This is a genomic window from Dyadobacter sp. 32 (genome assembly GCF_902506755.1).
Lineage (GTDB): Bacteria > Bacteroidota > Bacteroidia > Cytophagales > Spirosomataceae > Dyadobacter.
On sequence record NZ_LR735258.1, the window covers coordinates 2,661,802 to 2,686,635 of the forward strand.

Consider the following 24,834-nt stretch of genomic DNA (forward strand, 5'->3'; position numbering starts at 1 on the left):
AATTAATTTACGTTTACCCATTTAACACTCGATTCAATGAAATTATTCAAAATTATCTTCGGACTTTTGTTTGTACTATTTTCCTACTTCCAGTTGAATGACCCGGACTCTGAAATATGGATCTTCATATACAGTATCGCGGCCCTAGCCTGCTACATGAGTATACGGGAGCTTTGGCCAGGATGGGTATTTTATATACTGGCCGCTGCCTACGTCATAGGAGCAGTGCTTCAATGGCCACCTCAGTATGAAGGAATATTTTTTGGCGAGGCTCAGATGCGAAGCATCAATATCGAAGAAGCCAGGGAATCTCTGGGTTTGGGAATATGCGCTATCGTAATGGCAGTTCTGGGGAAATGGGGTTGATCATTCGTCAAAAACCCATTCCACTTCCTTGTTGGCAAATTCTACCGGAACTGTATCCTTACCGAACCGAATACATAATTTGCCCAAAGAAGTTACTCCAGTAATTTCACCCCGAAGGACCTCACCATTGACGCGGAAGCTCCGGACCATTCGATAACCATAGAGTAAGTTTAAATATTCCGAATTAATAAATTCCCGTCCGGCAACAGACCTCAATTTAAAATATTGTGCATCAATATGATACACCAATTTTTCAAATTCTTCTGGAAGAGAAAATATACGATTCCGATCCACTGACAAGGAAACGGCCCTGATATCTCCAAAATCATTTTGGTTGATATTGAGGCCTATTCCTACAACAGAACCGGATATTCTCGAACCCTGAATTGAATTCTCAATCGAGACGCCGCATATTTTGCGATCTTTTAGATAAATGTCGTTAGGCCATTTGATTTTTACATCCGTTGAATAGTATCTTAAATAACTACTTATGCCAACCGCAATGGCCTTGCTTAACAAAAACTGATCCTGAATCGGGATAAAATCCGGCCTCAATACGATCGAAAAAGTCAGATTCTGATTCGGCTCAACCAGCCATGCAGTTCCTCGCTGGCCTCGCCCCTTAGTCTGATTATTAGTAATGACAACGGTACCATCCTGACTGGCTCCTTCACGTACTATTTCAGCCGCTATGTCGTTTGTTGAATGACAACTTGGCAGATATATCACTTTTTTCGCAATTATTAGGGAATCGTATACTGTGTTGTACAATTTTTTTACTTTATTTTAGGATTACAAGTAATGGGACTAATCTACGCATGAAAGAACGCAAAAATAAAGAAGTATCTTCAAAACAACTGTCCGAGCTGGTAGCGAAAGGAATGGCAGAAAAAAAAGGGCAGGAAATAACAATTCTAGACCTTAGAAAAGTAAAAAATTCAATAACAGATTTTTTTGTTATCTGTTCGGGTAACTCCGATACCCAAATCGATGCATTGGCCAATTCTGTCGAGGACGAAGTATATAAATCTACCAAAACCGATCCCTGGCAAAAGGAAGGAAAAACAAACGGCGAATGGATTTTGATTGACTATGTCGATGTGGTTGTCCACATCTTCAATAAGGATCGCAGGAAACATTATGATCTCGAAGAGTTGTGGGGTGATGCCATTGTAACCCATTTCGAAGATGCAGTCGCATAAATAACGATGGCAATGAACATTAGCCGGTTGTGCAGTGTTGTTTAATAAATTTCCCATAATTAGCATACATAATGTCTGAAAACGATAATAAGCGAGGACCACTCAATCCGAAAAGTCCTCAGAAAGGGTATCAGGGTTGGATTATTGCTGCTCTGATAGCTACCATATTAGGTATAACGTACTTAAACAGGACATCGACAGTTCGCGATACAGATCAGAAAAGATTTGAGAAAATGATGTCGTCGAAGGAGGTTGAAAAAGTCACCATCGTGAATGACAAAACGGTGGAGATCACGTTGAAGCCGGAAGCCCTTAAGCTTGACAAATACAAAACCGTTTCGAAGGAGAATCCGTACTTTGGAGGTGAATCACCTTCGCACTATCAGTTTCAGGTTACTTCGGCTGAGACGTTTAAGAAGGATTTCGAGAAGATGCAGGAAGGCGTACCCAACGACGATAAGGTTCCTATGCTCGTGGATACCCGTAATGACTGGACCAGTTTCTTAGGAACCTGGGGCTTTTTCATTATTATGATACTGGTGATGTACTTTATCCTTGGCAGAATGTCGGGAGGAGTAGGACCCGGAGGGCAGATTTTCAATATTGGCAGATCCAAAGCAACCCTTTTTGATGCAGACAGCAAGGTTAAAATTACATTTAATGATGTCGCGGGTCTGGATGAGGCCAAAGAAGAAATAAAAGAGATTGTAGAATACCTTCAGCACCCTGACAAGTTCAAAAAACTCGGTGCCAAAATTCCAAAAGGTGCTCTGCTTGTAGGCCCTCCCGGAACCGGTAAAACACTCCTGGCCAAAGCCGTTGCTGGCGAAGCGGGTGTACCATTCTTTTCCCTATCCGGATCCGACTTCGTTGAAATGTTTGTTGGTGTAGGTGCTGCACGGGTTCGGGATTTATTTAAACAGGCAAAAGAAAAAGCGCCGTGTATCATATTTATTGATGAGATTGATGCCGTTGGACGGTCACGGGGTCGTGGCGCTATGCCGGGATCGAACGACGAACGTGAAAACACGCTGAATTCACTTTTGGTTGAGATGGACGGGTTTGCTACAGACTCTGGAATTATCATCGTTGCAGCCACCAACCGACCCGATGTACTGGATCCGGCATTACTTCGCCCGGGTCGTTTCGACCGCCAGATCTCGGTGGACAAGCCAGATGTGATTGGCCGTGAAGCCATTTTCAAAGTCCATTTGAAACCGTTGAAACTGTCCACAGACGTTAATATTCAAAAGCTTTCATCGCAGACACCAGGTTTTGCAGGAGCTGAAATTGCCAACGTTTGTAACGAAGCCGCCCTGATTGCTGCACGTCGCGACAGAGAAGAAGTGACCATGCAGGATTTCCAGGATGCCATGGACCGCGTAATTGGTGGACTTGAAAAGAAGAACAAGCTTATTTCGCCTGAGGAAAAAGAAATTGTTGCTTACCATGAAGCGGGTCATGCAGTGTCAGGCTGGTTTCTGGAGCATGCCGACCCCTTGGTTAAAGTCTCTATTGTTCCTCGTGGTGTTGCAGCCCTTGGTTACGCCCAATATCTGCCAAGAGAGCAGTATTTGTATCGCACAGAACAACTTTTTGACGAGATGTGCATGACACTGGGTGGTCGTGCAGCTGAAGATGTAGTGTTCGGGAAAATATCCACCGGTGCACTGAGTGACCTGGAAAGGGTAACTAAAGTAGCCTACAGCATGGTAACAATGTATGGTATGAACGAGCGTATAGGAAACGTCTCTTACTATGATTCAAAACAGAGTGACTATGCGTTCACAAAGCCATATTCGGAGTCGACCTCTCAGGCCATTGATGAAGAAGTTCGTAAATTGATTGATCAGGCCTACCAGTTTGTTAAAAAGATGCTTTTTGAGAAGCGTGATCTGCTTGAGATTCTTGCAAGAGAGTTACTTGACAAGGAGATTCTTTTTCAAAGTGATCTTGAAAAATTAATTGGTAAACGTCCTTTCGAAAAGGAGACGAGCTATCAGGCTTACATCAATCGCCGCTCAAACGAGGAAGCTGCGATACATGAAGAAGTCCTTAAAAATGCAGAAAAAGACAAAGAGCAGAGTGAGATGGTTACAGAAGAAAAGGACATTTCCAACTCTTGATTTGTATTATATTTTATTTATTTAGAAAACCGGGCATTTGTTTGTGCCCGGTTTTATTTTTACTTTATGATTTACTTTCCTAAACACTTTAAGCATGCATTTTGAAATACAAAAACAGCATTTTGGCGAACTCACAGAATATATCATTCAGGAAAATGCTACCGGAAACAGGTTTGTGGTAATCCCCGAGTTGGGTGGAATTGTTCGTCAGTTATCGCTTCGTAAGGACAATACCTTGTTTTCAGTTTTGAAGACGCCGGGAACGCCGGATACCCTGCAAGGTGATACACAGAGCGCAAGCGAATTACTATTTCCTTTTGCAAGTCGAATACCAGGTGGCAGGTACAATTTTCTGGGAAAAGAATACATACTCGCACGCAATGATCCTTCACATGACAGTGCTATCCATGGATTGGTGAGAAAAAAGGACTTTCATTTAACCGAACAAGTGATTAATGAGGATCATGCCTGTATAGAACTTCATTACAACCTGCACGATGCCGAGGGCTACCCCTTCCAGGTTAATTTTTCTATTCGTTACACCCTTTACGCCAATGGGCTGTTTAACCTCACTTATATTGCCAAAAATACCGGCACCGAACCCGCTCCGATCATGTTTGGGTGGCATCCCTATTTCAGGCTGGGTAATGAAATGACAGACGCCTGGAAAATTGATATTCCATCGGAGGAGATCGTGACCTTTGACTCAGATATGATGCCGGTGGGTAGAGAGCCATTCCCCCTATCCGGCCCAACACCTTTGTTTAAAAAAGTGCTGGACAATGCTTTTCATGTAAAACATACGGGTAATAATGCCTCCACCTACCTGATCTCAGACAATCAGGATGTGACATTGCAAATCGAACAGGAAACCGGAGAAGGAAAATTCAATCACCTGGTGATATACACGCCGCCGGAAAGAGATTGTGTAGCAATAGAACCCCTTACAGCCAATGTGAATGCATTCAACAACGGTGAGGGCTTAAATGTATTGGCGCCGGGGAGCATTATGCAAGGTACTATCGGAGTTCGCTTGCGCTAAACACGGTTTCGGTAATACCATCGTGCTTTTGGTAAAAGAAGCCGCCACTCCAGAAGATAAGCCACATGTTTTAACAGGATTCTGAGCTTGTCAGTTATCCTGTCTCTATATTTCATGTTGAAGTAAAAAATACGCCAGGACTTGGTCATCGGTTTCGTTCGCCTGTTTTCCCAATGGGCCAGTACGGCCGATGCCAGGCTGTCAGAAGGGTAATCTGACAGGTTATCGCCAGCAATGTACTTGCCATAATCTTCACCCGTAAGCATGCGTACCAAACCCAGCGATTGAAGCAGGAGCTGGTAAAAACCTTTGTCCCGGGCGACACTTATTACATAGGGCCAGTCCAGGGTATCAGAAAATTTACGCAGTAGCCTGACAAAATCTCCCATGTATTTCAACTTATCCCACTGCTCCACACCTGCATGATGAACGAGCATCATCAGTAACTGATTATCAGGTGAAGGTACCTCAATCTTCTCACCCAGCACCTCAAACAGCATCGTGCGCGACATCAGCTCCTCCCAGGTAAACTCATAGGAAAACCGCGGGTATGAAGAATTCCATTGAATTTCCAACGACTTAACGGCACTTTCTACATCCGGTACCAGAGGAAGCTGATAATCGGTTTCAAAATACAGCCGTGAAACGCTCTCGTCTTCAAGCAAGAATTTCCTGTAAGCATCCGGCTGAAAACCGAAGCGACCTAGCACGTGCAGCCCTTTTGTGATATGCTGTTTCCTTAAAAAGTAATCGATATCGCCGAATTCTCTCAATCCTGGTCTCTCATAAAGCCACCAGGCCCAAAAAGCGCCTTTCATTAAAAAAGCGTCCACGGCATTGTTTCTCAATGCAGCATTCAATTCCAGTGATTTACGTAGAAAAATCATGTTATAGACCGCATCATTGATGCTGTGCGCTTTCAGATCTTCGAAATCTTGTACGTGGATTAACCCCGGATGAGCCGTCAAATAATCGTACAGCAGAGACTGCACCTGGTGATATCGGGAAAGAATGGCCAACCTGGCTGAGTCGGGTGATGTGTTGTCAAATAAGGAAAGATCTTCATTTCCTCTCAATGCCGCCTTAATTAAAGTCGACAACTCCGCTGAAATCTTTACATTTTTATCCATTTTTACCGAAACTATGCTTCTCCAATGATTGTGCTACCCACTTCTGCAGGTTCTCAAACCCATCGGGACGCCTCTTATCCCAGATTTTAGCGGAGCTGGCACATTTGAAACTTTGCAAAAAGTGTTGCTTCAAATGTTCATTTTTCACAAGCTGAATAGGTAAAGGAAAATTTCTTAACATTTTGACCGGTATATCCGAAGGGACCAATGATCTAAGAATAGGGCGATTTTTTGCCTTATGGATGAAAAAAACCTGTCCTAGTCGAATGGGCTCGTGCGAAAAATTGTCCTTAGGCTGGAATGAAAATTTATTGACGCCCTCACTTACCGGAACGAGTGACGATTTTGTATAAGCAAGACCGTTTACCGTATTCTCCCAAATTTTAAGCTGCGGGTAGGCAGGAATGATGTAGGGACTACCGCTACTGTCAAAGTTGATGGCGGTGAGGTCATCGCTCAGCATTCTACAACCAGCCTTTATAAATGCGGCGGCAGTGCTTGATTTTCCAGCCCCGGGATTTCCCATGAAAACCCATGCTTCCTCACCCACCTGAACCGAGCTGGCATGCAGCAAAAAATGCCCCTTTTGGAAGAGAATCAAACCAATCGCCTCACTTACCGTGAAAAGACTCAGTAAATTCGGATCCTTGGTATAGGGATTAATGGTAAGCACTTTTGCATCAACAGCTTTAAAGGCAGCTATCCCCTCCCAGTTCAAAAACAGCTGATCATCCAGCTGGCCAAAATAGGCCTGTATACCCCGGCGATGAATGGTGGTCTTAAACAATCCCGGCAGGATTACTTCACCCAGTTTGATCACCAAATCAATACTTGCTCCAGCTTCGTCAGCACTCAGTTCGGGAAGCTCGATCTCTGACGATATTCTTAATCCGTAAGCTTTGTAAAAATACATGTATCGCAAGACAGCGTGAAAGTCATTATTGCCATACCCATATTCGTTTGTAAGAAACCGAATCGGACCAATCTCCGATAATGATCTTACCGTTTCTTTCAATCCAGGCATGGGCCTCAAATCCCGTTCCCGGGTTAATGTCTACGCCAATTTCCAGTGTAAGGGATGAGACGTTTCGCATCAAATACTTAGTGGCCAGGGCACGAGGCAGGCAAAGTAATTCAAAAGGTAAAATATTGGCAGCTGTACTCACCGCCCATACAATATCATCGGTTTTTTTCTCGGAAATTTCGGAGTACTGCCTTGTACGAGAAAGCCAGTAAAACAATTTACGGAAGCCGGAGAATGACAAAAATACCAAACCAGCTTTGATCCATAGAAGAGAAAATACGGCACGAACAAAAGCTAATTTCCGCGAGGAAGTTAATTGTGTCCATTTTGTCCAGTATTTTAGAACCTTTCCCAATCGATTAATCTGTTGTTTCAACCAGTTTTTCAGAAATAAGATCTGAAAGCAGAGCATCAATATCAGCCTTACATGTCGCAGCATCAATTTCGTATTCACCCGAAACCATTTCACACAAGGATTCAATGGTTTGTGGCCCCTTTTCGAGACTATCCCAAACCAGGGCGCCTACTTCGTCCAAGCCATAATACGCGCCCTTATTATGATTCAAAATCACTATTTCTTCTGCTACCTTGGAGGCTATTTGTTGGGATGTTAACTGGTATCTCATCGTGTATGTAAGCTTGGGCGATCCGTTTTTCACCGAAAGCCATAAATGGTTTTCCCTTTTCTTCTATTACCCAGGAGTGCAAAGTAACCCCTGGAATGGGTATTTGCTGTAAAGTTAGAAATAATAATCACTCAATCTCAAACTTTATTCCTTGTGCGAGTGGTAAAGATTCCCCATAATTGATCGTCGAAGTCTGTCTGCGCATGTAAGCTTTCCAGGAATCTGACCCCGACTCGCGGCCACCTCCCGTTTCCTTCTCTCCGCCAAATGCCCCACCAATTTCCGCTCCCGAAGTGCCTATATTAACATTGGCAATGCCACAATCTGATCCCACCTGAGACAGAAAGGCCTCCGATTCCCGAACATTCAAGGTGAAGATAGCAGATGATAATCCCTGGGGAACCGCATTCTGAAGCGCAATAGCTTCCTCCAAATCCGTATAGGGGATCAAGTACAGTATGGGCGCAAAAGTTTCCTGCTGAACGATCGGAAAGTGATTTTCGACCACTGCGATACAAGGTACCACATAACATCCTGATTCGAAACCTGGCCCCGATAAAACTGCATATTCTGTTAAAAGAGTCCCGCCTGCCTCCTGAATTCTCTTCGTTGCATCTTCATAGGATTTCACTGCGGCCTTATCAATTAATGGGCCTACATGCACATTTTCGTCCAGGGGATTACCAATACGGAGCTGCCTATAAGCTCCGATCAATTTGCCCTTTACTTCTTCGAAAATATCCGTGTGAATAATTACCCTGCGGGTGGAAGTACAGCGCTGCCCTGCCGTCCCTACTGCTCCGAAAACGATTCCCGGTATGGCAATTTTCAGATCTGCCGAAGGCGTGACAATAACTGCATTATTCCCTCCCAGTTCGAGTAAGCTTCGGCCGAGTCTTCTGCCCACCGTCTCGGCTACCGACTTGCCCATGCGCGTACTTCCTGTTGCAGACACCAAGGCAATACGTGTATCGCCGGCCAGGAGCTCGCCCAAATCCTTTCCACCAATCATGACACTGCTCACACCCTCGGGTACCTCACTCTGTTCAAGTACCTTTCTAATAATATTTTGACAAGCCAGCGCAGCCAGCGGTGTTTTTTCAGATGGCTTCCATACACACACGTTTCCACATACCAAAGCCAGCATGGCATTCCAGGACCACACGGCTACGGGGAAGTTGAACGCTGAAATAATGCCTACCACACCCAAAGGGTGCCATTGCTCGTACATTCGATGGTTTACGCGCTCACTATGCATGGTGAGTCCGTAAAGCTGCCGGGAAAGCCCCACGGCGAAGTCGCAGATATCAATCATCTCCTGAACTTCACCCAGGCCCTCCTGAAGACTCTTACCCATTTCATAACTTACCAGCGTACCCAAATCCTGCTTGTATAATCTGAACTGCTCTCCCATCTGCCTAACAATCTCTCCCCTGGCTGGTGACGGGATCAATTTCCATTTACCAAATGCATCCTGCGCCTTTTTAATCACAAGCTCATAGTCATCTCCGTCTGCACTACTGACGCCCGCAATTTTTCTCCCATCAACCGGAGAAAAGGATTCCAGAATATCACCGCTTCCTTCTATACATTTTAACCCCGTGCTCACCCCGGAATTATTGGCCTGTACACCAAGCCTTTTCAGTACTTTATCAATTTCAATCATTTCCTACATGTTGTGATTTTACGATCAGCCCTCAATTTAATCAATTTCCGAAAAGTCAGACTTCTTTGAAAAATTGCCCATTGGACGTGTTTAAAAAATTATTCAGCCTGATATCCTCCTGTTTAATAAAACCTGAATCGGGCAGGGAACCATCTGCCACCATTTCTACTACTGAAGCAATGGATGCTGCTGTGGTCCAGGAGATGGCTCTCCAGTGCTGCCCATCGATCTGAACCGGATGGTATGCCCGGTAAAATTCCTCCCTCTCCAGATGATCGTCCTTCCAGCCTTCCACTACAGCATATACATATACCACGTCTTGCTGAACCGGTGGCTTGGCTTCTGTGAGGATCTGTTCGATGAGTTCCCGCTTCTCTTTTAAAATGAGCTCATAGAGCATAAAACGCATCAGGCTGCAATGTCCCGGATAACGGATTGTTTTGTAGTTCAGGGTGTCGACCCTTCCTTCAAACGTCTCACACATGGTTCCAAGCCCACCCGAAGTACTAAAAGCTTCAAACTCCTGCCCCTCGATATTAATCATTTCAATTCCTTCCAGTGAAGGTACCATTTTACGCGTGCCGTTGTGAATGACCTCCGCATCATTGATGTATTCATTCACCACACCAGCAGGTGACCAGGTGAATGAATACCCCATCAGTCCATTAGGATACCTGGGTAACGCGCCCACCCTTAGTTCAATATCCCGTAGCCGAGTGAATTTTTTGGCCAGGTCAGCTCCCACTATTCCAATAAAGCCAGGTGCAAGACCACATTGCGGGGCCATTACCCCCTTGCTGTCTTTGGCCATCTCACGGATAGCGGCCGTTGTACCCACATCCTCCGTGAGATCAAAATAGTGGATTCCACTACGATATGCGGCTTGTGCGATGGGCAGATTCAGATTATAGGGCATACAAGAAACCACAGCATCCTGCCCGGCGAAAAGTGAGTCCAAAAAATCAGTGTGTGTTACATCCCCTACCACTATCCTGAAAGGTAAAGCAACAGCGGGAGCCGATTTATCTACACCGGTCACTTCAAATCGTTTTTGAAGGAGCGAACCAACCAAAGACCCTACCTTACCCATTCCAATTACAAGTAGCTTTTTCATGTGATTATACCATGATTAAATTAAAACATATAATGTTATTAGGAAAGATAAGAAAAGAATTTGCAGATTTATAAATGGCAAGCGAGCTTTGAGCCAGGTTTATTAATATATATAAGTGATGCGAATCGTGATAATTGGAGGGGGTGCTTCGGGATTTATGGCTGCCATCACAGCTGCCGAAACTTTCCCTAACACCGACATTCTGATTTTAGAGAAAAATAAATCGGTGCTGAATAAAGTACGCGTATCAGGCGGTGGACGCTGTAACGTAACGCATAAGCCATCGGAAGTGCGTTTCTTTACCAAAAACTATCCCAGAGGTGAGAAATTACTCAAAAAGCTTTTCGCTAGTTTTGATGCGCAAAGCACCATTGAGTGGTTTAAAATAAGAGGGGTGGATCTGAAAACTGAATCCGATGGCCGTATGTTTCCCGTTTCCGACTCATCCCAAACGATTATTGAATGCCTCATCAGGAATGCCCGAAATCTGAATATCGGAATTGCGACAGGGAAAAGTGTTAAATCCTTTCGTAAAATAGACAGTCATTTCTCTGTTTTACTCGATAATGAAGAAACCATCCTGGCCGATAAGCTACTGATAGCCACGGGAGGTTACCCTAAACTAAGCGGATTCGGATGGCTTAGTGAACATGGACACCAGATCATTGAACCCCAGCCTTCTTTGTTTACTTTTAACACACCCGGCAGTTATCTGTTATCATTGGCAGGTATATCTGTTCCTGATGCTTATGTAAAAATCGCGGGCACAAAACATGAATGGCGTGGACCTTTGTTGATTACGCATTGGGGATTTAGCGGACCTGCGGTTCTAAAACTATCGGCCTGGGCAGCAAGAGATCTCGCCGAAAAAAACTACGACTTCACCTTCCGTGTCAATTGGGTAGCTGACATGAATGAACAGCAGGTAAGAGAATATTTTTTGGCCGAAAAAACTAAGACCCCAAAGCAACAAATTGCATCACATGCCCGATTTGGATTATCCCTCCGACTCTGGAAGGAGATGGCTTCTAAAGCTGGCATTTCCGAGAACCTGAAATGGGCAGATGCATCCCATAAAGTGCTGAACAGGATGACTGAGCTATTAACCAATTCACAGTTTGAGGTCAAAGGCAAAACGACATTTAAGGAGGAGTTTGTTACCTGTGGTGGAATAGCCCTATCCGAAATAAATCAGGACACCCTTGAGAGTACCAGGGTTCCCGGTCTTTATTTTTCAGGAGAAGTGCTCGACGTGGATGGCATCACGGGTGGATTCAATTTCCAGAATGCCTGGACAACGGGCTATATTGTTGGAAAAAACATCGGTAACTAAGGAGCCAAAGGCCCCCGGTTACTGAACCATTTTGTCAAAATAGGCTCTCACCTTTTTAGCCCGATCCGCTCCCACAATCTCTGTAAGCTTTTCCATTGAACTTTCTCTGATCCCTTTAACCGAACCAAAATATTTCAACAGCTTGGTTGCGGTCACTTTACCTACTCCTTCAACACCTTCCAACTCACTGACCAAACTTCCTTTACTTCGCTTATCCCTGTGAAATGTGATGGCAAAACGGTGTGCTTCGTCACGTATCTGCTGAATAAGTTTGAGCGACTCCGACTTTTTATCTATGTATAAAGGAAGTGAATCCTCCGGGAAATAAATCTCCTCCAGCCTTTTGGCAATACCGATCACAGGCACCTGCCCATAAAGACCCAGACTTTTCAAAGCGTCGCAAGCGGCACTCAGCTGACCTTTCCCTCCATCAATGACGATGAGGTCAGGCAGGGTTTCATTTTCAGCAATCATTCTCAAATACCTTCTTCCCACCACTTCGTTCATGGATGCGAAATCGTTGGGACCAATCACCGTTTTGATGTTAAAATGACGGTAGTCCTTTTTAGAAGCTTTGCCTTCTTTAAAACACACCATCGACGACACCGGATTGGTACCCTGAATGTTGGAGTTATCAAAGCACTCAATATGCCTTGGTAATGTTTTGAGTTGTAAATCTGCCTTAAGCTTGATAAGTACCCGATCTTTCTTTGATGAAGTGGCCGACGCCTCCACTTCACGTCGCTCAGCTTTTTCGCGCCTGAAATACATCACGTTTTTCATGGACATGTCCAGAAGCTTCTTTTTGTCCCCGATTTGAGGAACAGTCAGATCAAGTTTCAATTCCACATCCGGCTTCATGTTGGAGAGTAATTCTTTTGGCCCGGCACCATAAACCGATGTCATTTCCACGATCATCAGGGCAAGTATCTCCTGGTCGCTTTCATCCAGCCTTTTTTTGACTTCTACGTTCTGCGTGGCCACCATGTATCCTTCCTTAATCCGCATAAAATTGAGATATGCCGATTCTTCGTCCGAAACAATGGTAAGCACATCCAGATTTCCCAATTTGGGATTAATGACCGTCGCCTTACTCTGAAAATTAGACAGATGCTCTATCTTGGTCTTCCAGGAATGGGCCTGCTCAAATGCCATTGTTTCCGCTGCCGCGAGCATTTTTTCTTTAAAATATTGCTGCGGTAAGGAGAGATTCCCTTTCAGGATATGATGCACTTGATCTATTTCAAGATTGTAGTCCTTCTCAGCCTGCAAACCCTCACACGGTCCTTTGCAGTTACCAATGTGATATTCCAGGCAAACCTTGAATTTTCCTGCCGCAATGGTCGATTCGGTGAGAGGCAATTGGCAGGATCTGAGTGTATAAAGGGATTTGAACATATCCAGCAACGTGTGCATGGATCGTAAGTTGGCGAATGGCCCGTAATAAGTACCTTTTTTTTTGTCAACAACCCGGGTCACATAAACACGAGGAAAAGGCTCGTTGGTAACACATATAAAGGGGTAGGTTTTATCGTCTTTGAGAAGAATATTAAATTTGGGCTGTAGCTGCTTTATTATCTGATTTTCCAGAAGCAAAGCATCCCATTCACTCAATACAATGGTAAATTCGATCCGACGAATCTGGCTTACCAGACGCCTGGTCTTGCGATCATGTTGGTTGGATTTTAGAAAATAGCTTGAAACTCTGCTTTTCAGATTTTTGGCTTTCCCCACATAGATTACCTGACCTGTCTCATCAAAGTATCGATAGACTCCGGGATCGGTCGGTATCTTGGAAAGCTCATCCTTGTAATTAAAATCAGGCATTAATTCTACGTGTATTGAGGCAATATGATTTGCATGAAAACCTATATCGTGTCATACGAAGAACTATCGCATCAGCTTTCCCTGCCCGAAAAAAACAAGCGTACTAAACTAAAAGTTGCATCCCGGATATTTTCAAAAGCCTCCTTTTGTGCTTGTTCGAGTGTGGTGGGTTTATTTAAAACAGACACCGCGCAGGTAATTCCCGCCTCCCGGGCCTCTTCGGGGCTGATACTCAATGTACCACAAACTACTGCCAGTGGCACACTGTGTTTTTGGCACAGTACTGCAAGTCCTTTTATTACTTTTCCCTGCAAAGTTTGATCATCCACTTTTCCTTCTCCACTAATGACAAGATCGGCCTCCTGAACCAGTCCTTCAAGGCCTGTATGCTCCATCACAATATTTACTCCAGGATGAAGTTCAGCACTTAAAAACCAAAGTGCACCCGCTCCCAGACCGCCCGCCGCACCGGCACCAGGGTAATCACTGTAGTCCTTTTCAAACTTTTCCGAAGCAACACGGGATAAATTTTTCAAACCTTCATCCAGGTTTACTACCATAGCGTCATCAGCTCCCTTTTGCGGACCGTAGACATAAGCGGCCCCTAATCTGCCATGGAGTTCATTGGTTACATCACAAGCCACTACAATCTTTTTTGACTGAAGTCGTGAATCAACCTTGTCCGTGGATATCCGGTGGATTTGTCCAAGGCTACCACCAACCGGGTCGAGCAAAATACCCTTTTGATCATAGAATTCGTACCCCAAAGCAGCAGCCATCCCTATCCCTCCATCGGTTGTGGCGCTGCCTCCTATACCCAGCACTATTTTTGCTACTCCGCTATCCAGTGCGTGCCTGATCAACTGTCCGGTACCATAGGTGCTTGTCAGCATTGGATTATATTCATCCCGGGAAAGCAAAGACAGTCCGGAAGCAACGGACATCTCAATAAATGCAGTCAGACCATCTCCGGAAATGCCATAAGTTGAGCCAACTATTCGTCCAAGTGGATCATGAACATCTACCGGCACAAATCTGCCACCGGTATACTCCGTAAGAATGCTGGCGGTACCCTCACCTCCATCTGCCAGCGGCACCGACCTCGTTACCGCAGCAGGAAATGCACGCATCACGCCCTCATCAATTGCCTTGCATACATCGGTAGCCTCCAGCGACCCTCTGAATTTATCCGGCGCTATTACAATTTTCATATCCGGATTCAGAATAATACGCCCTCATCATCAGAACGAGAAGGTGGAATGTATGTGTTGGTACTGTCCGTGGCAAAGCCGCCACACTCTCTTTCATAGTTAGCCGGCTTGTTAAACGGCCCCTTACGATAGTCAACCAAAGTATTGTCGTTGTATACTTTTTGCATAAACATACCCCAGGCAGGCATGGCCATTCTTCCGCCTTGTCCTAGTGCAATGGTACGAAAGTGAATACTCCTGTCTTCTCCACCTACCCAAATGCCTGTCACCAGGTTTTGCGTCATACCCATAAACCAACCATCCGAATAATTCGAGGTAGTGCCCGTTTTGGCAGCGATCTCGTTGCCATCCACCACACCCCACTGGCGCAATCTCCCGGCTGTTCCGCCCGGATCTTCCACGGCGCCACGCATGAGATAGAGCATGTTATATGCCATATTTTCACTGAGCTCCTGATTCTGTTTTTGAAAAAACTCCTGCAGCACATTCCCGTATCGGTCCTCAATACGGAGGATTGTCATAGGCTCGGTTCGGTGACCGCCATTGGCAAAAGAACAATAGGCACTCACCATTTCATAAACCGACACATCACTGATACCCAAACAAAGAGCGGGCTTGGGATCGAGTTCACTGGTAATGCCCAGTTTATGCGCGTACTCTACAACGGTTTTGGGTCGCACCATCTTCATGATGTGTGCACTGACCGTATTGACTGATTTCCCCAGAGCCTGACGCAAGGATAAGGACTGGTAGGAATATTTATTATTGGAGTTGTGTGGCGTCCAGCCTCCTGGTACACCATCGGATAGCCCAAAATGGACAGGCGCATCCGTTACATGATCGCATGGAGTAAGGAAATTCTTATCCAGTCCCGAAACGTAAACAAAAGGCTTGAAAGTCGATCCAGGCTGACGTTTACCCTGCTTTACGTGATCGTACTTGAGATACTTGAAATTGATACCCCCAACCCATGCTTTCACATGTCCGTTTCTGGGATCCATGGACATCATTCCAGATCTTAAGAAGCGCTTGTAATACTTGATAGAATCAATAGGGCTCATGGTCACCTCTTTTTCTCCATCCCAGGAAAAAACCTTCATTTTACGGGGTGTTCTCATAATTTTCCAGGCTTGTTCCTCACCCAGATCCCGCTTTGCTGTAATAAAGTGTGCCGACATCCTTACAGCCCTGTCCACAAAGCCTGGAATCTCCTTCCCGTTGGCATCAATCCAGGGGTTTCGTCCCTTCCAATGCTCGTCAAAAAGCTTCTGCTGCTGTCTCATGTGATCTCTGAGCGACTCCTCCTGGTATACCTGCATGCGGGAATCAATGGTGGTATAAATACGGAGCCCACTGGTGTAGAGATCAAAATTTTCGTCGTGCTCCTCATTATACTTTTTAACCCAGCTTTTGAGGTAGCTTTTCATTGATTCACGGAAATAGGGCGCCAATCCTGTATTGTGGCTATCAACGGTGAATTTGAGATTGAGCGGTTTTTCCCGAAACTGCATGTAATTCTCCTCCGGAATATATTCGTACTTATACATCTGCGCCAAAACGGTGTTCCGGCGGTTCAGCGCGTTGGTAGGAAAGCGAAGTGGGTTGTAAAGCGTAGGATTTTGCAGCATTCCTACGAGCAAGGCTGCTTCGTTAACATTCAGATCCCAGGCTTCCTTGTCGAAATACGTCTTGGATGCGACCTTGATGCCATAGGTGTTATTACCAAAGGAAACGGTATTCAGATACATTTGCATGATCTCCCTTTTGGTATACTTTCTTTCCAGAACCACCGAAAGAATCCATTCTTTGGTTTTATTAATTACTGTTCTTACAAAAGGAATTTGCCCCAGGATGCCCCGATACATTTCAGAACGTGTGTTAAACAGGTTTTTTGCGACTTGCTGGGTAAGTGTACTACCGCCACCTGAGCTTGAATTTCCAGAAACAACACCCGTAAAAACACGCACCAGACTTCGCGGATCTATGCCAGAGTGATTCACAAATCGTGCGTCCTCGGTTGCGATCAAAGCCTCAATAAGGTTGGGTGATATCTGATCGATTTCTATGGGTGTCCTGTTTTCGTAAAAATACTTACCCAGGGATTTCTGGTCTTCCGAAATCAGCTCCGATGCCAGTTCACTTTTAGGGTTTTCGAGTATTTTCAAGTCTGGCATATCACCGAAAAGCCAGAGTAAGTTTACACTAACGGAAAAGATATAAAGTAACACGAAACCAACACAAAATGCTGCGTATCGCCATAAACGAACGATTTTTTTTCTATACTTTCCCGGCTGTAGTTCAATCATAGTAATATGGTCAATTTTGGAATACAAAAATACTACTTCATACAGAATGTGCTGACCAAGTAGCTGCAACAATAAATTTATTTGAGAGGTTTTGTCAACTGCTCAACCATCACTTCATTAAATAATAAGGATGTTAAAAATGCAATTCCCACCTACCTTTTACCCATAGAAAGCACGCTCAGCTCCTGCATTTCTACCAGTCGGGGAAGGTAAATACTCGAGGGGTACAAGCGGATGAACTCAGTGATCGCCTGAGCATAGGAGTCTTTCCCTCTTACCTTTCCAATCAAAAACACCCGGAGAAGTGCGAACTTATCTTCGAGCATGCTACCCTTGAAGGAAGGAAGATCCGCTTCAACATCCTCAAGCGCTTTTTCATAATTCCCGTCTGCATACAGTTGATATGCCTTTTCATAAGCCTTCACCGGGTTTCCACTTACATCCGACGAATTGCCAGCTGATTTTGTCAAAAGACGAGCATAGGTAGAGCTTGGGAACTCAGTGGTAAGTTTATCCTTCCAGGCCGACCGGGTGCCATCATTTTCCGGCAAAGTCAAATACATCAGATAATATATTTCATCTTTATACCTGGTGTCCGGGAAATCTGTGAGAATTCTTTTAAAGGTAATCACGGCTCGCTCAGATTCTTTCAGATCAAACCGGTAGATTTTCCCAAGTGTATACAAAGCATCCTCTTTCCGCTTCTGTGACTGTACCAGACTGGTGTCTGAAAGCGGAACATTTTTTTTCAATTCGGCATGCAATGCTTTCCAGGCCTCGCTGTCTTTTACAAGTCTGTTTTCTACAGGTACTGCGGTTTCTGCTACAGACGCGGAGTCCGAGACATTCGTATTCCGGGAAGTAAGTGCCCTGGTCTGCTTTCCGCTTCTACGCCAGTCATCCTCAAGGGTTCGACTACCCCAAACCCTCTTAAACTCAATCTTCCCAATACTCACCAAAGCAGGATCATACAACTCCCATCTTCTTTCATTCCCAAAACCGATGGGTGCAGTTGCTCCCGAAGGTGCTGAAGTTCTAGCCAACGCAGCCGCAGCTTCCTTTTCTTTTTTCTCTCTGGCGATCCTGTTTTTTTCCTGCTGATCGATGATGTCATCGATTTTGTTGTCAAGCGCTAAAGGATTCATACGTGCCAGAACCTGGAGGCTGTCTTCCAGTGAAACAATGCTGTATTGGTTCACAAAAGAATCCAATGCCCTTTTACGATCAGATACTACCGTGAATTCAGGTGCATCTTTGGGCAGCACCACCAATGCGCTGTCATAGTACGCTTTGGCAATATCATATTTTTCTAATCCGTCGTAGTGAATTCTTGCCAACTGCAAATAAGTATAAGCCTTTTGCAAACCTCCTTTCCCCGTTGTCTCCGCTGCAGACTTCTGAAGATATTCTATCGCTTTGGGAAGGTTTTTACGATGCTCTTCCAACAATCCCATTGTAAAATAGACACGATCTTTTAAATCATTATTCTTACGATCCCGGAGCATTCTGTCGAACCCTGCCTTTGTAACATCCGTCTCCGGACTTAGAATCACCTGATTCTGAATAGAATTCATGGAAGAGTAGAACGAGAGATCGTAGTCGGGCCGGTTTCTAGTCACGCTTTTGTAGTGCTTATTAGCCAGGGCATACTGTCCCAGCTTGTCGTACATCTGGGCAGCAGCAAAATGAATTCTGGCTGTCTGACGTGATTTATTAAGCAAGGGAAAGGTCTCTTCCAGGATGGCAACCGAGGTTAAATACTCACCATTTTGTTCATGCAAGTATGCCTTTGTCAGGTAAAAATCTCTTTGAAGTGGCTTAGGTAAAGGTTGTTGACTCAGATATTCAGCAACCCCCAATGCGTTGGAGTAATCCTTTTTATAAGTGTATGCCCGCATCAACAATATGAGCGCATTATTCTTATCATCTTCGTCGCGCCCATTGGCGTATACAAACCGAAGCGCTTCCAAACCATCTGCCCATTCCCCCAGATAGAGTCTCGACTTTCCTAAGATATAATAGCTGTTATCGACCCACTTGCTGTTCTGATGTTTTTCTGCGACTATTGAAGCCTTTTTAATGGCACTCGTCAACAACGGTTTTACAGGAAGCGATAGGAGTGAATCCAGAGGGAGCAGAATAGGCAGCAATTGGTTATAATCCTCCTTGTACATTGAATCCATGGAATATTCCGCAGCGGCCAAATCCATATCTCCCATAAAATAGGCATTGTAACGAGCGGAAAAATTATGAAACCCAATAGCCGAGCGCTTGGTGCTAAACTGAGAACACCCTGATAACATGAGTGTTAACAGAAAAACAATGATGAGTTTGAGGGAAGAAGAATTGTCAGGGTTAATCACAAATTACGTCTTTACTGGTGTTTTTAAAGGCCGATTTAGTAAAACTAAAACGACAAAATCTTGAATTGCGTATCGAAGATAGTGCCATTTACAAAATTTGAAGCAACTTTACCCATAATTTCAATGAGTGGATTCCATGGACAAAGAAAAGAACGGCCATCCGGGTAAAAATGATAGCACGCCATCACGCTTTCTGAAGTTCTCAGGTGTTGCCATGCAAATGCTGGGCACGATCCTGATTTTTACATACGGCGGCTATAGGCTTGACGAACATCAGCAAAATTCAGTACCCGTCTGGACCCTGATTTTATCCCTCGGATCAATTGGTGCCTCCTTATATCTGTTGATACGAAGCATTTCAAAAATGTAACTTTAATTCAAATCTTCTACTGTCTATCCTTTCGAATGTTACGTAATATTTTAGCCGCCCTGATTATTGGAATTGCACTATTCCTTGCTCAGTATTTCCAGTACGACATGTGGCTTCATCCCTACATCTGGTATATTTTCGCATTTTTTACCGGATTATCGTTTTTCATCCATCGCGTAATGGAGTACGGCCATCAGAACAATAGAGAGAAATTTGTGCAATTCTATCTCGCAACCGTTGTTGGACGTTTAATTCTGTGTGTAATTTTTATCGGTGCATTTCTGTATGCAGGTCTAACTCACTCTGTTTTATTTATTTTCAACTTTTTTGCACTCTATTTATTTTATACTTCCTTTGAAATATATGGTTTGTATCGTACCTTGCGCCGCGATTGACAAAGCATAGTATTTCAAGCCTGTATGTATACGCATTTCCGACTACTCATTACCACTGCCCTGATAGCGGCCACCTGTGTTTTTTCGACTCCGTCCCTTGCGGATGAACCAGCTCAACATGAACCAAACAAGGTGATTGAAGGGATAGAAAAAGCAGAACAGAAAATTGAACATAATCTGGACGAAGCAGAAGAAAAATTCAACATCGGACAGATGATCATGCACCACATTGCTGATTCTCATGAGTGGGAAATAACACATGGCGTTGCACTTCCCCTTCCTGTGATTTTGTATTCTGCAGATAGAGGTCTTGAAGTTTTTTCTTCATCCAATTTCCATAATGATCATCACGAATACAATGGTTATCATCTGGTTCATGGTGATGCCGAGGTGATTAAGCCTGTTGATGAATCCCGTGTTATATACGATTTTTCAATCACCAAAAACGTAGCGTCGATGATGCTGAGTGCTGTGATATTGATTTTATTGTTTACATCAATTGGTAAAACCTATCAGCGCAGTAAGGGTAAAGCGCCAAAAGGCTTACAATCTGCCTTGGAACTGGTGATTCTGTTTGTTCGCGACGATGTGGTTAAACCCAACATCGGCCCCAAATACGAGAAATATCTGCCTTACATGCTCACATTATTTTTCTTCATTCTTGTAAATAACATCCTTGGGCTTTTGCCGGGAGCAGCCAACGTTACCGGTAACATTGCTGTTACTATGACACTGGCCGTGATCACATTTGTTATCGTTCACTGGAATGCCAACAAACACTATTATCTCCATTTATTGAAACCAACTGGTGTACCGGTTGCACTTCTGCCCATCATGATTCCTGTTGAGATCATTGGTGTTATCATGAAGCCATTTTCGCTTATGGTCCGGCTATTTGCAAACATGACCGCGGGCCACATCATCTTGTTAAGTTTGTTTGGGCTCATTTTTATATTCCAAAGCTTTGCCGTTGCTCCTGTAATCTCCTTGTTTGCCTTATTTCTGAATTTTATCGAAATCATGGTAGCATTTATTCAGGCGTTTATTTTTACTCTTTTAACCTCCATGTATATCGGTAGCGCGATCGAAGACAATCATGCTGCGGATCATGGACATTGATTTGAATACTCTTTTTTATTAATTATATCTAAAAACAAACACGATTATGTTGTTTAACATTTTGCTTCAAGCAGCTGAAACAGGTGGCTACGGATTAGCGGTTTTAGGTGCAGGTATCGGTGCAGGTCTTGCTGCTATCGGTGCAGGTCTTGGTATCGGTAAAATCGGTGGAAGTGCTATGGAAGGTATCGCCCGTCAGCCAGAAGCTGCTGGTGCTATTCAGACTGCCATGCTTATCATCGCTGCACTTATCGAAGCGGTTGCACTTTTTGCAGCGGTTATCTGTCTGCTTATTTCTTTCAAACTTCCAGGTCTATAATAAGAACTGGCAGGCCACTAGGTTCATCTTTGCAATAGGCTGGTGAATGGCAAAAAAATTGAAGGTGGAAGCAATAGGCTTCCACCACTTTTTAATAAAAGAGAGTGCCGCAGCAAAGAACCTGAACTGCGACTACCAAAAAGATTTTAAACTCAAAACGCTAATATTATGTCATTGCTTACTCCAAACCCAGGCCTTATTTTCTGGATGCTGGTGGTGTTTTTGATGGTTGTTTTTATCCTTGCCAAATATGCCTGGAAACCAATAATCAAAGGCTTAAAAGACCGCGAAAATGAAATTCAAGGTGCTCTTGACCTTGCTGAAAGAACCAAGGCTGAAATGCTTCAGCTAAAATCGGATAATGAGAAACTTGTTGCAGAAGCGAACGCAATCCGCGACAAAATCCTTCGTGATGCAAAAGATGCATCTGATCGTATGGTGATCGAAGCGAAAGATAAAGCGGCTGCTGAAGGCCAGAAAATGATCGACGGCGCTCGTGAAACAATTCGTAATGAGCAACACGCCGCGATAGCGAAGATGCGGAAAGAAGTGGCTACGTTATCTCTCGAAATTGCTGAGAAAGTACTTAGTCGTGAATTAAAAGACAAAGAGTCGCAGGAGCAATTGATCGCTGATCTGGCTTCTTCGGCAAGAATGAACTAATCTCATTCGTACTTTCAACATCTACTCAATCCTAATTAAATCCCTATGTCAGTAGGAATAGTTGCAGCCAGATATGCAAAATCGCTTATCGAACTGGCAAAAGAAAAAAATGTCCTTGAGGTCGTTTACGAGGATATGAAGTTATTCAAAGACACTGCTGAAAAGAACCGTGGTTTAATGCTGGCCCTAAAAAGCCCGGTGGTGAGGCACGAAAAGAAACTAGCCATTTTAAAGGCTCTTTTTAAAGAGCGGGTTAATGCTGTTTCTTATTCCATTTTTACGATTATTACGAAAAAGAACCGGGAGTCAATTCTTGATTCTATCGCCGAAGAATTCATAACCAGTTACAATCTGTTCCAGGGCATTCAAAAAGCTACGGTGGTTACTACCACTCCCTTAACAGCGGATCTACGCAAGAAATTTATTGATATCGTAGCAGGCACTTCGGGAAAAACCATTCAATTGGAGGAAAAAGTCGATCCCAATCTTATTGGCGGATACGTACTACGTGTAGACGATCGTCAGCTGGATGCTTCTCTTCGAAGCCGGTTAAACGAACTTAAGCTTGAATTAGCTAACTGATATTTTTATCTGCATAATTTAGAAAGACCCGGTTGCCATGCGACCGGGTCTTCTTTATTTTCAGCGGTGAGCAAAATCTAAAACTTCATTCCCTGATTTGTATAGCGGAATGGGATTGTTTCGACAGGCATACCTGCCTTCACCCAGCCTCCGAAAAAATGTATCATTCCTGATAACCCGCAGGCTTAAAGGTTTTTTGAAACCATTCCAACCTATGGCCTGGCCATTTCTCCCCAAGCTCCTGTTGCCGCACATGGACAGACTATCCTACTTTGTTATTGTAATCACTCCTGATGTATTAAATACTGTTTTCGCGGTTTCCGTAAGCTTCCAATCCTCTGTAAAAAAGTCGTTCAGGATTAAATTGTCTACCGAATCCTTAAACAAAACGACATCCTTGAATTCCGACAATTTCCTGAAAGGTACGGGTACAAATGGAAATCCGGAATCCTTGGCCCCACTCCACCAAGGCATACCTGAGCTCACCGCCACATAGCGCTTCCCAACCGGAAAAATATAAAACAGACCGTAGTTCTTTGCTGAACTATTAAGAGAGAAAGGTAGCGCTGGGGCATGCTTGGCAATGAGTTCATTGGTTTCTTTCGTTCCGAAAAGAATAAGATTAGCGCTTTCTATATCACTCGAACGAACCTCCTTGTCTGAAAGCACCCGCGGAAAAAACATGACCCGCCCCAAAAACTCACCACGGTATACAGACCAGTTCGCAGCCTCTGTTGCTAGATTAACACGTCTTTTCAACTCCTCAGGCGCCGGATTATCCCGGGTTCCGTACACATAGACATGTCTACCGGAAAAAGCGTCGAACAATGGCCCTTCCGAACCCTTCGATTTCAATCTCGCAGTCGGAACCGGCAGGGTACTTGCTGCGGACCATTTCGACATTTTTTTGTCAAAGTGTAGCACTCCCGTCGTCCTGACGGTCAGCACAGTTCCGTCCAGAGTAACTTTCAATTCCTCTCCTGGTTTAAACAAGGGATGCCCATCCAGATTCAGCGTAAATGCGTTGAGATGTTTTGTTGTAATAGCAATGGTATTGCCCTTGCCGATCTTTGCGTCAATTTCGGCCAGCTGTCCGCTAATGAGTTTGTCCATGGTAACCCAATAAGCTTTGTTGTATTTAAGCAGTCTGCTATTGAAACGCACCTGATTGGGAAACGCCACTCTTTCAAAATCTTTAAACCACTCAAAAATATATCCGGCGTCATATGCACTTACCCAGCTGTCATGCTGGACGTCGACAAACTCTTTATAGGTAACCTCTATACCTATATCCTGCATATCGGCTACCCACTTCCGTGTGCCTGCCACAGGTACTACTGGGTCTGCATCACCATGAAAAAAATGCACCGGAAAATTTAAAGCATTTACCGCTAAATCTATTGTGCCTGATGGTGGTGCAGGGCATACCGGTGCGATCGCGGCCCAAATATCGGGTCTTGTTAGGCCCAGCCACAGCGCACCACCCCCTCCCATCGAAAGCCCCGTAAGGTAAATCCTGTTTTCATCAATGTTAAACCGTTTCTTCACGTCCGCCAGGACGTCATAAACATCCTGTTCTGGAATTCCCTGATAGCCCGCTGTTCCACGGGCAGACGGCGTTGCAACGATAAAGTCAACATTCTCCCACGCGGGGAAATAGCGGGAAGCCTCCACATCGGTTTCATTTTCCAGGTTACTCTTTCCGAACACACGTCGAAGGGCCAGCCGGTGATTGGATCCGGCACCGTGCAACATCATAACCAGCGGATATTTTCGGGATGAGTCGTAGTTTTTGGGCAGGTATAAACCATAAGGCTGGTCCGTATCATCGGCATCCGAAAAGAACGTGAGCACCTGTGGCCCCTCCGAAAGGGATTGTGAAAAAGTCATTTCACCTCCAAATGTGCACATCAGGATTAAGGTTATAATTTTTCTTAAAATTTTCATTCGGATGGTTGGGATTGGGAAAATCGTGTTGAACTAAATCAGTACGTAAATGCCGAAAAGCAGAGTCATCTAGGGTCTTGAAGTTGCAAAGTAAGGATTTCCT

Annotated in this window: 23 protein-coding genes; 11 read left to right on the top strand and 12 right to left on the bottom strand. The window is 44.4% G+C overall.

Going from position 1 to position 24,834, the window contains the following annotated elements:
- Positions 1 to 36: 36 nt before the first annotated feature.
- Positions 37 to 366: a transmembrane 220 family protein gene (locus DYADSP32_RS10735; protein WP_149242735.1), complete on the top strand. Its 330-nt coding sequence runs from the start codon at positions 37 to 39 to the stop codon at positions 364 to 366.
- Here the strand turns inward: DYADSP32_RS10735 and DYADSP32_RS10740 are convergent, their stop codons facing one another.
- Positions 367 to 1,137 (bottom strand): biotin--[acetyl-CoA-carboxylase] ligase, encoded by a 771-nt coding sequence (locus tag DYADSP32_RS10740; protein WP_149242734.1) that lies wholly within the window; start codon positions 1,135 to 1,137, stop codon positions 367 to 369.
- 47 nt (positions 1,138 to 1,184) lie between these two features.
- On the opposite strand from DYADSP32_RS10740, the gene rsfS reads away from it, so the two are divergent.
- The 3 genes from rsfS (at position 1,185) to DYADSP32_RS10755 (ending at position 4,736) form a co-directional block, all read left to right on the top strand.
- Positions 1,185 to 1,568, top strand: coding sequence for a ribosome silencing factor (gene rsfS, locus DYADSP32_RS10745; protein ID WP_149242733.1), 384 nt, complete (start codon positions 1,185 to 1,187; stop codon positions 1,566 to 1,568).
- Between the two features lie 71 nt (positions 1,569 to 1,639).
- The gene (ftsH, locus tag DYADSP32_RS10750; RefSeq protein ID WP_149242732.1) at positions 1,640 to 3,694 is read left to right on the top strand and encodes an ATP-dependent zinc metalloprotease FtsH; all 2,055 of its coding nucleotides are present in this window, start codon (positions 1,640 to 1,642) and stop codon (positions 3,692 to 3,694) included.
- A gap of 94 nt (positions 3,695 to 3,788) precedes the next feature.
- Positions 3,789 to 4,736: an aldose 1-epimerase gene (locus tag DYADSP32_RS10755; RefSeq protein ID WP_149242731.1), complete on the top strand. Its 948-nt coding sequence runs from the start codon at positions 3,789 to 3,791 to the stop codon at positions 4,734 to 4,736.
- Here the strand turns inward: DYADSP32_RS10755 and DYADSP32_RS10760 are convergent.
- From DYADSP32_RS10760 to DYADSP32_RS10785, 6 genes are all read right to left on the bottom strand, one after another.
- Positions 4,733 to 5,866, bottom strand: a complete 1,134-nt coding sequence (locus DYADSP32_RS10760; protein ID WP_149242730.1) for a nucleotidyltransferase family protein — start codon at positions 5,864 to 5,866, stop codon at positions 4,733 to 4,735. The two genes, DYADSP32_RS10755 and DYADSP32_RS10760, sit on opposite strands and share 4 nt — an antisense overlap.
- Complete coding sequence (locus DYADSP32_RS10765; protein WP_149242729.1) at positions 5,859 to 6,779, bottom strand: serine kinase; 921 nt, start codon at positions 6,777 to 6,779, stop codon at positions 5,859 to 5,861. Before DYADSP32_RS10765 ends, DYADSP32_RS10760 begins: the two co-directional genes overlap by 8 nt.
- 25 nt (positions 6,780 to 6,804) lie before the next feature.
- The gene (locus DYADSP32_RS10770; RefSeq protein ID WP_414617687.1) at positions 6,805 to 7,245 is read right to left on the bottom strand and encodes a lasso peptide biosynthesis B2 protein; all 441 of its coding nucleotides are present in this window, start codon (positions 7,243 to 7,245) and stop codon (positions 6,805 to 6,807) included.
- Positions 7,246 to 7,249: 4 nt separating this feature from the next.
- Entirely contained in the window at positions 7,250 to 7,516 is a 267-nt protein-coding gene (locus DYADSP32_RS10775) for a PqqD family protein (RefSeq protein WP_149242728.1), read from the bottom strand.
- A 127-nt stretch (positions 7,517 to 7,643) separates the two neighbouring features.
- Complete coding sequence (locus DYADSP32_RS10780; RefSeq protein WP_149242727.1) at positions 7,644 to 9,182, bottom strand: aldehyde dehydrogenase family protein; 1,539 nt, start codon at positions 9,180 to 9,182, stop codon at positions 7,644 to 7,646.
- 55 nt (positions 9,183 to 9,237) lie between these two features.
- On the bottom strand, positions 9,238 to 10,296 hold the full coding sequence (locus DYADSP32_RS10785) for a saccharopine dehydrogenase C-terminal domain-containing protein (protein ID WP_149242726.1): 1,059 nt from the start codon (positions 10,294 to 10,296) through the stop codon (positions 9,238 to 9,240).
- Positions 10,297 to 10,414: 118 nt separating this feature from the next.
- Between DYADSP32_RS10785 and DYADSP32_RS10790 the strand changes: the two genes are divergently transcribed.
- A complete protein-coding gene (locus DYADSP32_RS10790) occupies positions 10,415 to 11,629 on the top strand; it encodes an NAD(P)/FAD-dependent oxidoreductase (RefSeq protein WP_149242725.1) in 1,215 nt (404 codons plus the stop codon).
- 18 nt (positions 11,630 to 11,647) lie between these two features.
- Here DYADSP32_RS10790 and uvrC read toward each other — a convergent pair whose 3' ends face one another.
- The 4 genes from uvrC to DYADSP32_RS10810 form a co-directional block, all read right to left on the bottom strand.
- A complete protein-coding gene (uvrC, locus tag DYADSP32_RS10795) occupies positions 11,648 to 13,456 on the bottom strand; it encodes an excinuclease ABC subunit UvrC (RefSeq protein WP_149242724.1) in 1,809 nt (602 codons plus the stop codon).
- Positions 13,457 to 13,527: 71 nt separating this feature from the next.
- Positions 13,528 to 14,667 (bottom strand): glycerate kinase, encoded by a 1,140-nt coding sequence (locus tag DYADSP32_RS10800; RefSeq protein ID WP_149242723.1) that lies wholly within the window; start codon positions 14,665 to 14,667, stop codon positions 13,528 to 13,530.
- An 8-nt stretch (positions 14,668 to 14,675) separates the two neighbouring features.
- Complete coding sequence (locus DYADSP32_RS10805) at positions 14,676 to 16,973, bottom strand: transglycosylase domain-containing protein (RefSeq protein WP_149242722.1); 2,298 nt, start codon at positions 16,971 to 16,973, stop codon at positions 14,676 to 14,678.
- Between the two features lie 152 nt (positions 16,974 to 17,125).
- Positions 17,126 to 19,276, bottom strand: a complete 2,151-nt coding sequence (locus DYADSP32_RS10810; RefSeq protein WP_149242721.1) for a tetratricopeptide repeat protein — start codon at positions 19,274 to 19,276, stop codon at positions 17,126 to 17,128.
- Positions 19,277 to 19,472: 196 nt separating this feature from the next.
- Between DYADSP32_RS10810 and DYADSP32_RS10815 the strand changes: the two genes are divergently transcribed.
- The 6 genes from DYADSP32_RS10815 (at position 19,473) to atpH (ending at position 22,784) form a co-directional block, all read left to right on the top strand.
- Positions 19,473 to 19,706, top strand: a complete 234-nt coding sequence (locus tag DYADSP32_RS10815) for an AtpZ/AtpI family protein (RefSeq protein WP_149242720.1) — start codon at positions 19,473 to 19,475, stop codon at positions 19,704 to 19,706.
- A gap of 35 nt (positions 19,707 to 19,741) precedes the next feature.
- The gene (locus DYADSP32_RS10820) at positions 19,742 to 20,101 is read left to right on the top strand and encodes a hypothetical protein (RefSeq protein ID WP_149242719.1); all 360 of its coding nucleotides are present in this window, start codon (positions 19,742 to 19,744) and stop codon (positions 20,099 to 20,101) included.
- A gap of 24 nt (positions 20,102 to 20,125) precedes the next feature.
- Positions 20,126 to 21,220, top strand: coding sequence for a F0F1 ATP synthase subunit A (gene atpB / locus DYADSP32_RS10825; RefSeq protein ID WP_149242718.1), 1,095 nt, complete (start codon positions 20,126 to 20,128; stop codon positions 21,218 to 21,220).
- A gap of 46 nt (positions 21,221 to 21,266) precedes the next feature.
- Positions 21,267 to 21,539 (top strand): F0F1 ATP synthase subunit C, encoded by a 273-nt coding sequence (gene atpE / locus DYADSP32_RS10830; protein ID WP_149242717.1) that lies wholly within the window; start codon positions 21,267 to 21,269, stop codon positions 21,537 to 21,539.
- A gap of 168 nt (positions 21,540 to 21,707) precedes the next feature.
- Positions 21,708 to 22,202 carry a F0F1 ATP synthase subunit B gene (atpF, locus tag DYADSP32_RS10835; protein WP_414617688.1) on the top strand — a complete coding sequence of 165 codons (495 nt, stop codon included), beginning with the start codon at positions 21,708 to 21,710 and terminating at the stop codon, positions 22,200 to 22,202.
- A 45-nt stretch (positions 22,203 to 22,247) separates the two neighbouring features.
- On the top strand, positions 22,248 to 22,784 hold the full coding sequence (gene atpH, locus DYADSP32_RS10840) for an ATP synthase F1 subunit delta (protein ID WP_149242716.1): 537 nt from the start codon (positions 22,248 to 22,250) through the stop codon (positions 22,782 to 22,784).
- 267 nt (positions 22,785 to 23,051) lie between these two features.
- Here the strand turns inward: atpH and DYADSP32_RS10845 are convergent, their stop codons facing one another.
- Entirely contained in the window at positions 23,052 to 24,731 is a 1,680-nt protein-coding gene (locus DYADSP32_RS10845) for an alpha/beta hydrolase-fold protein (RefSeq protein ID WP_149242715.1), read from the bottom strand.
- Positions 24,732 to 24,834: the final 103 nt, after the last annotated feature.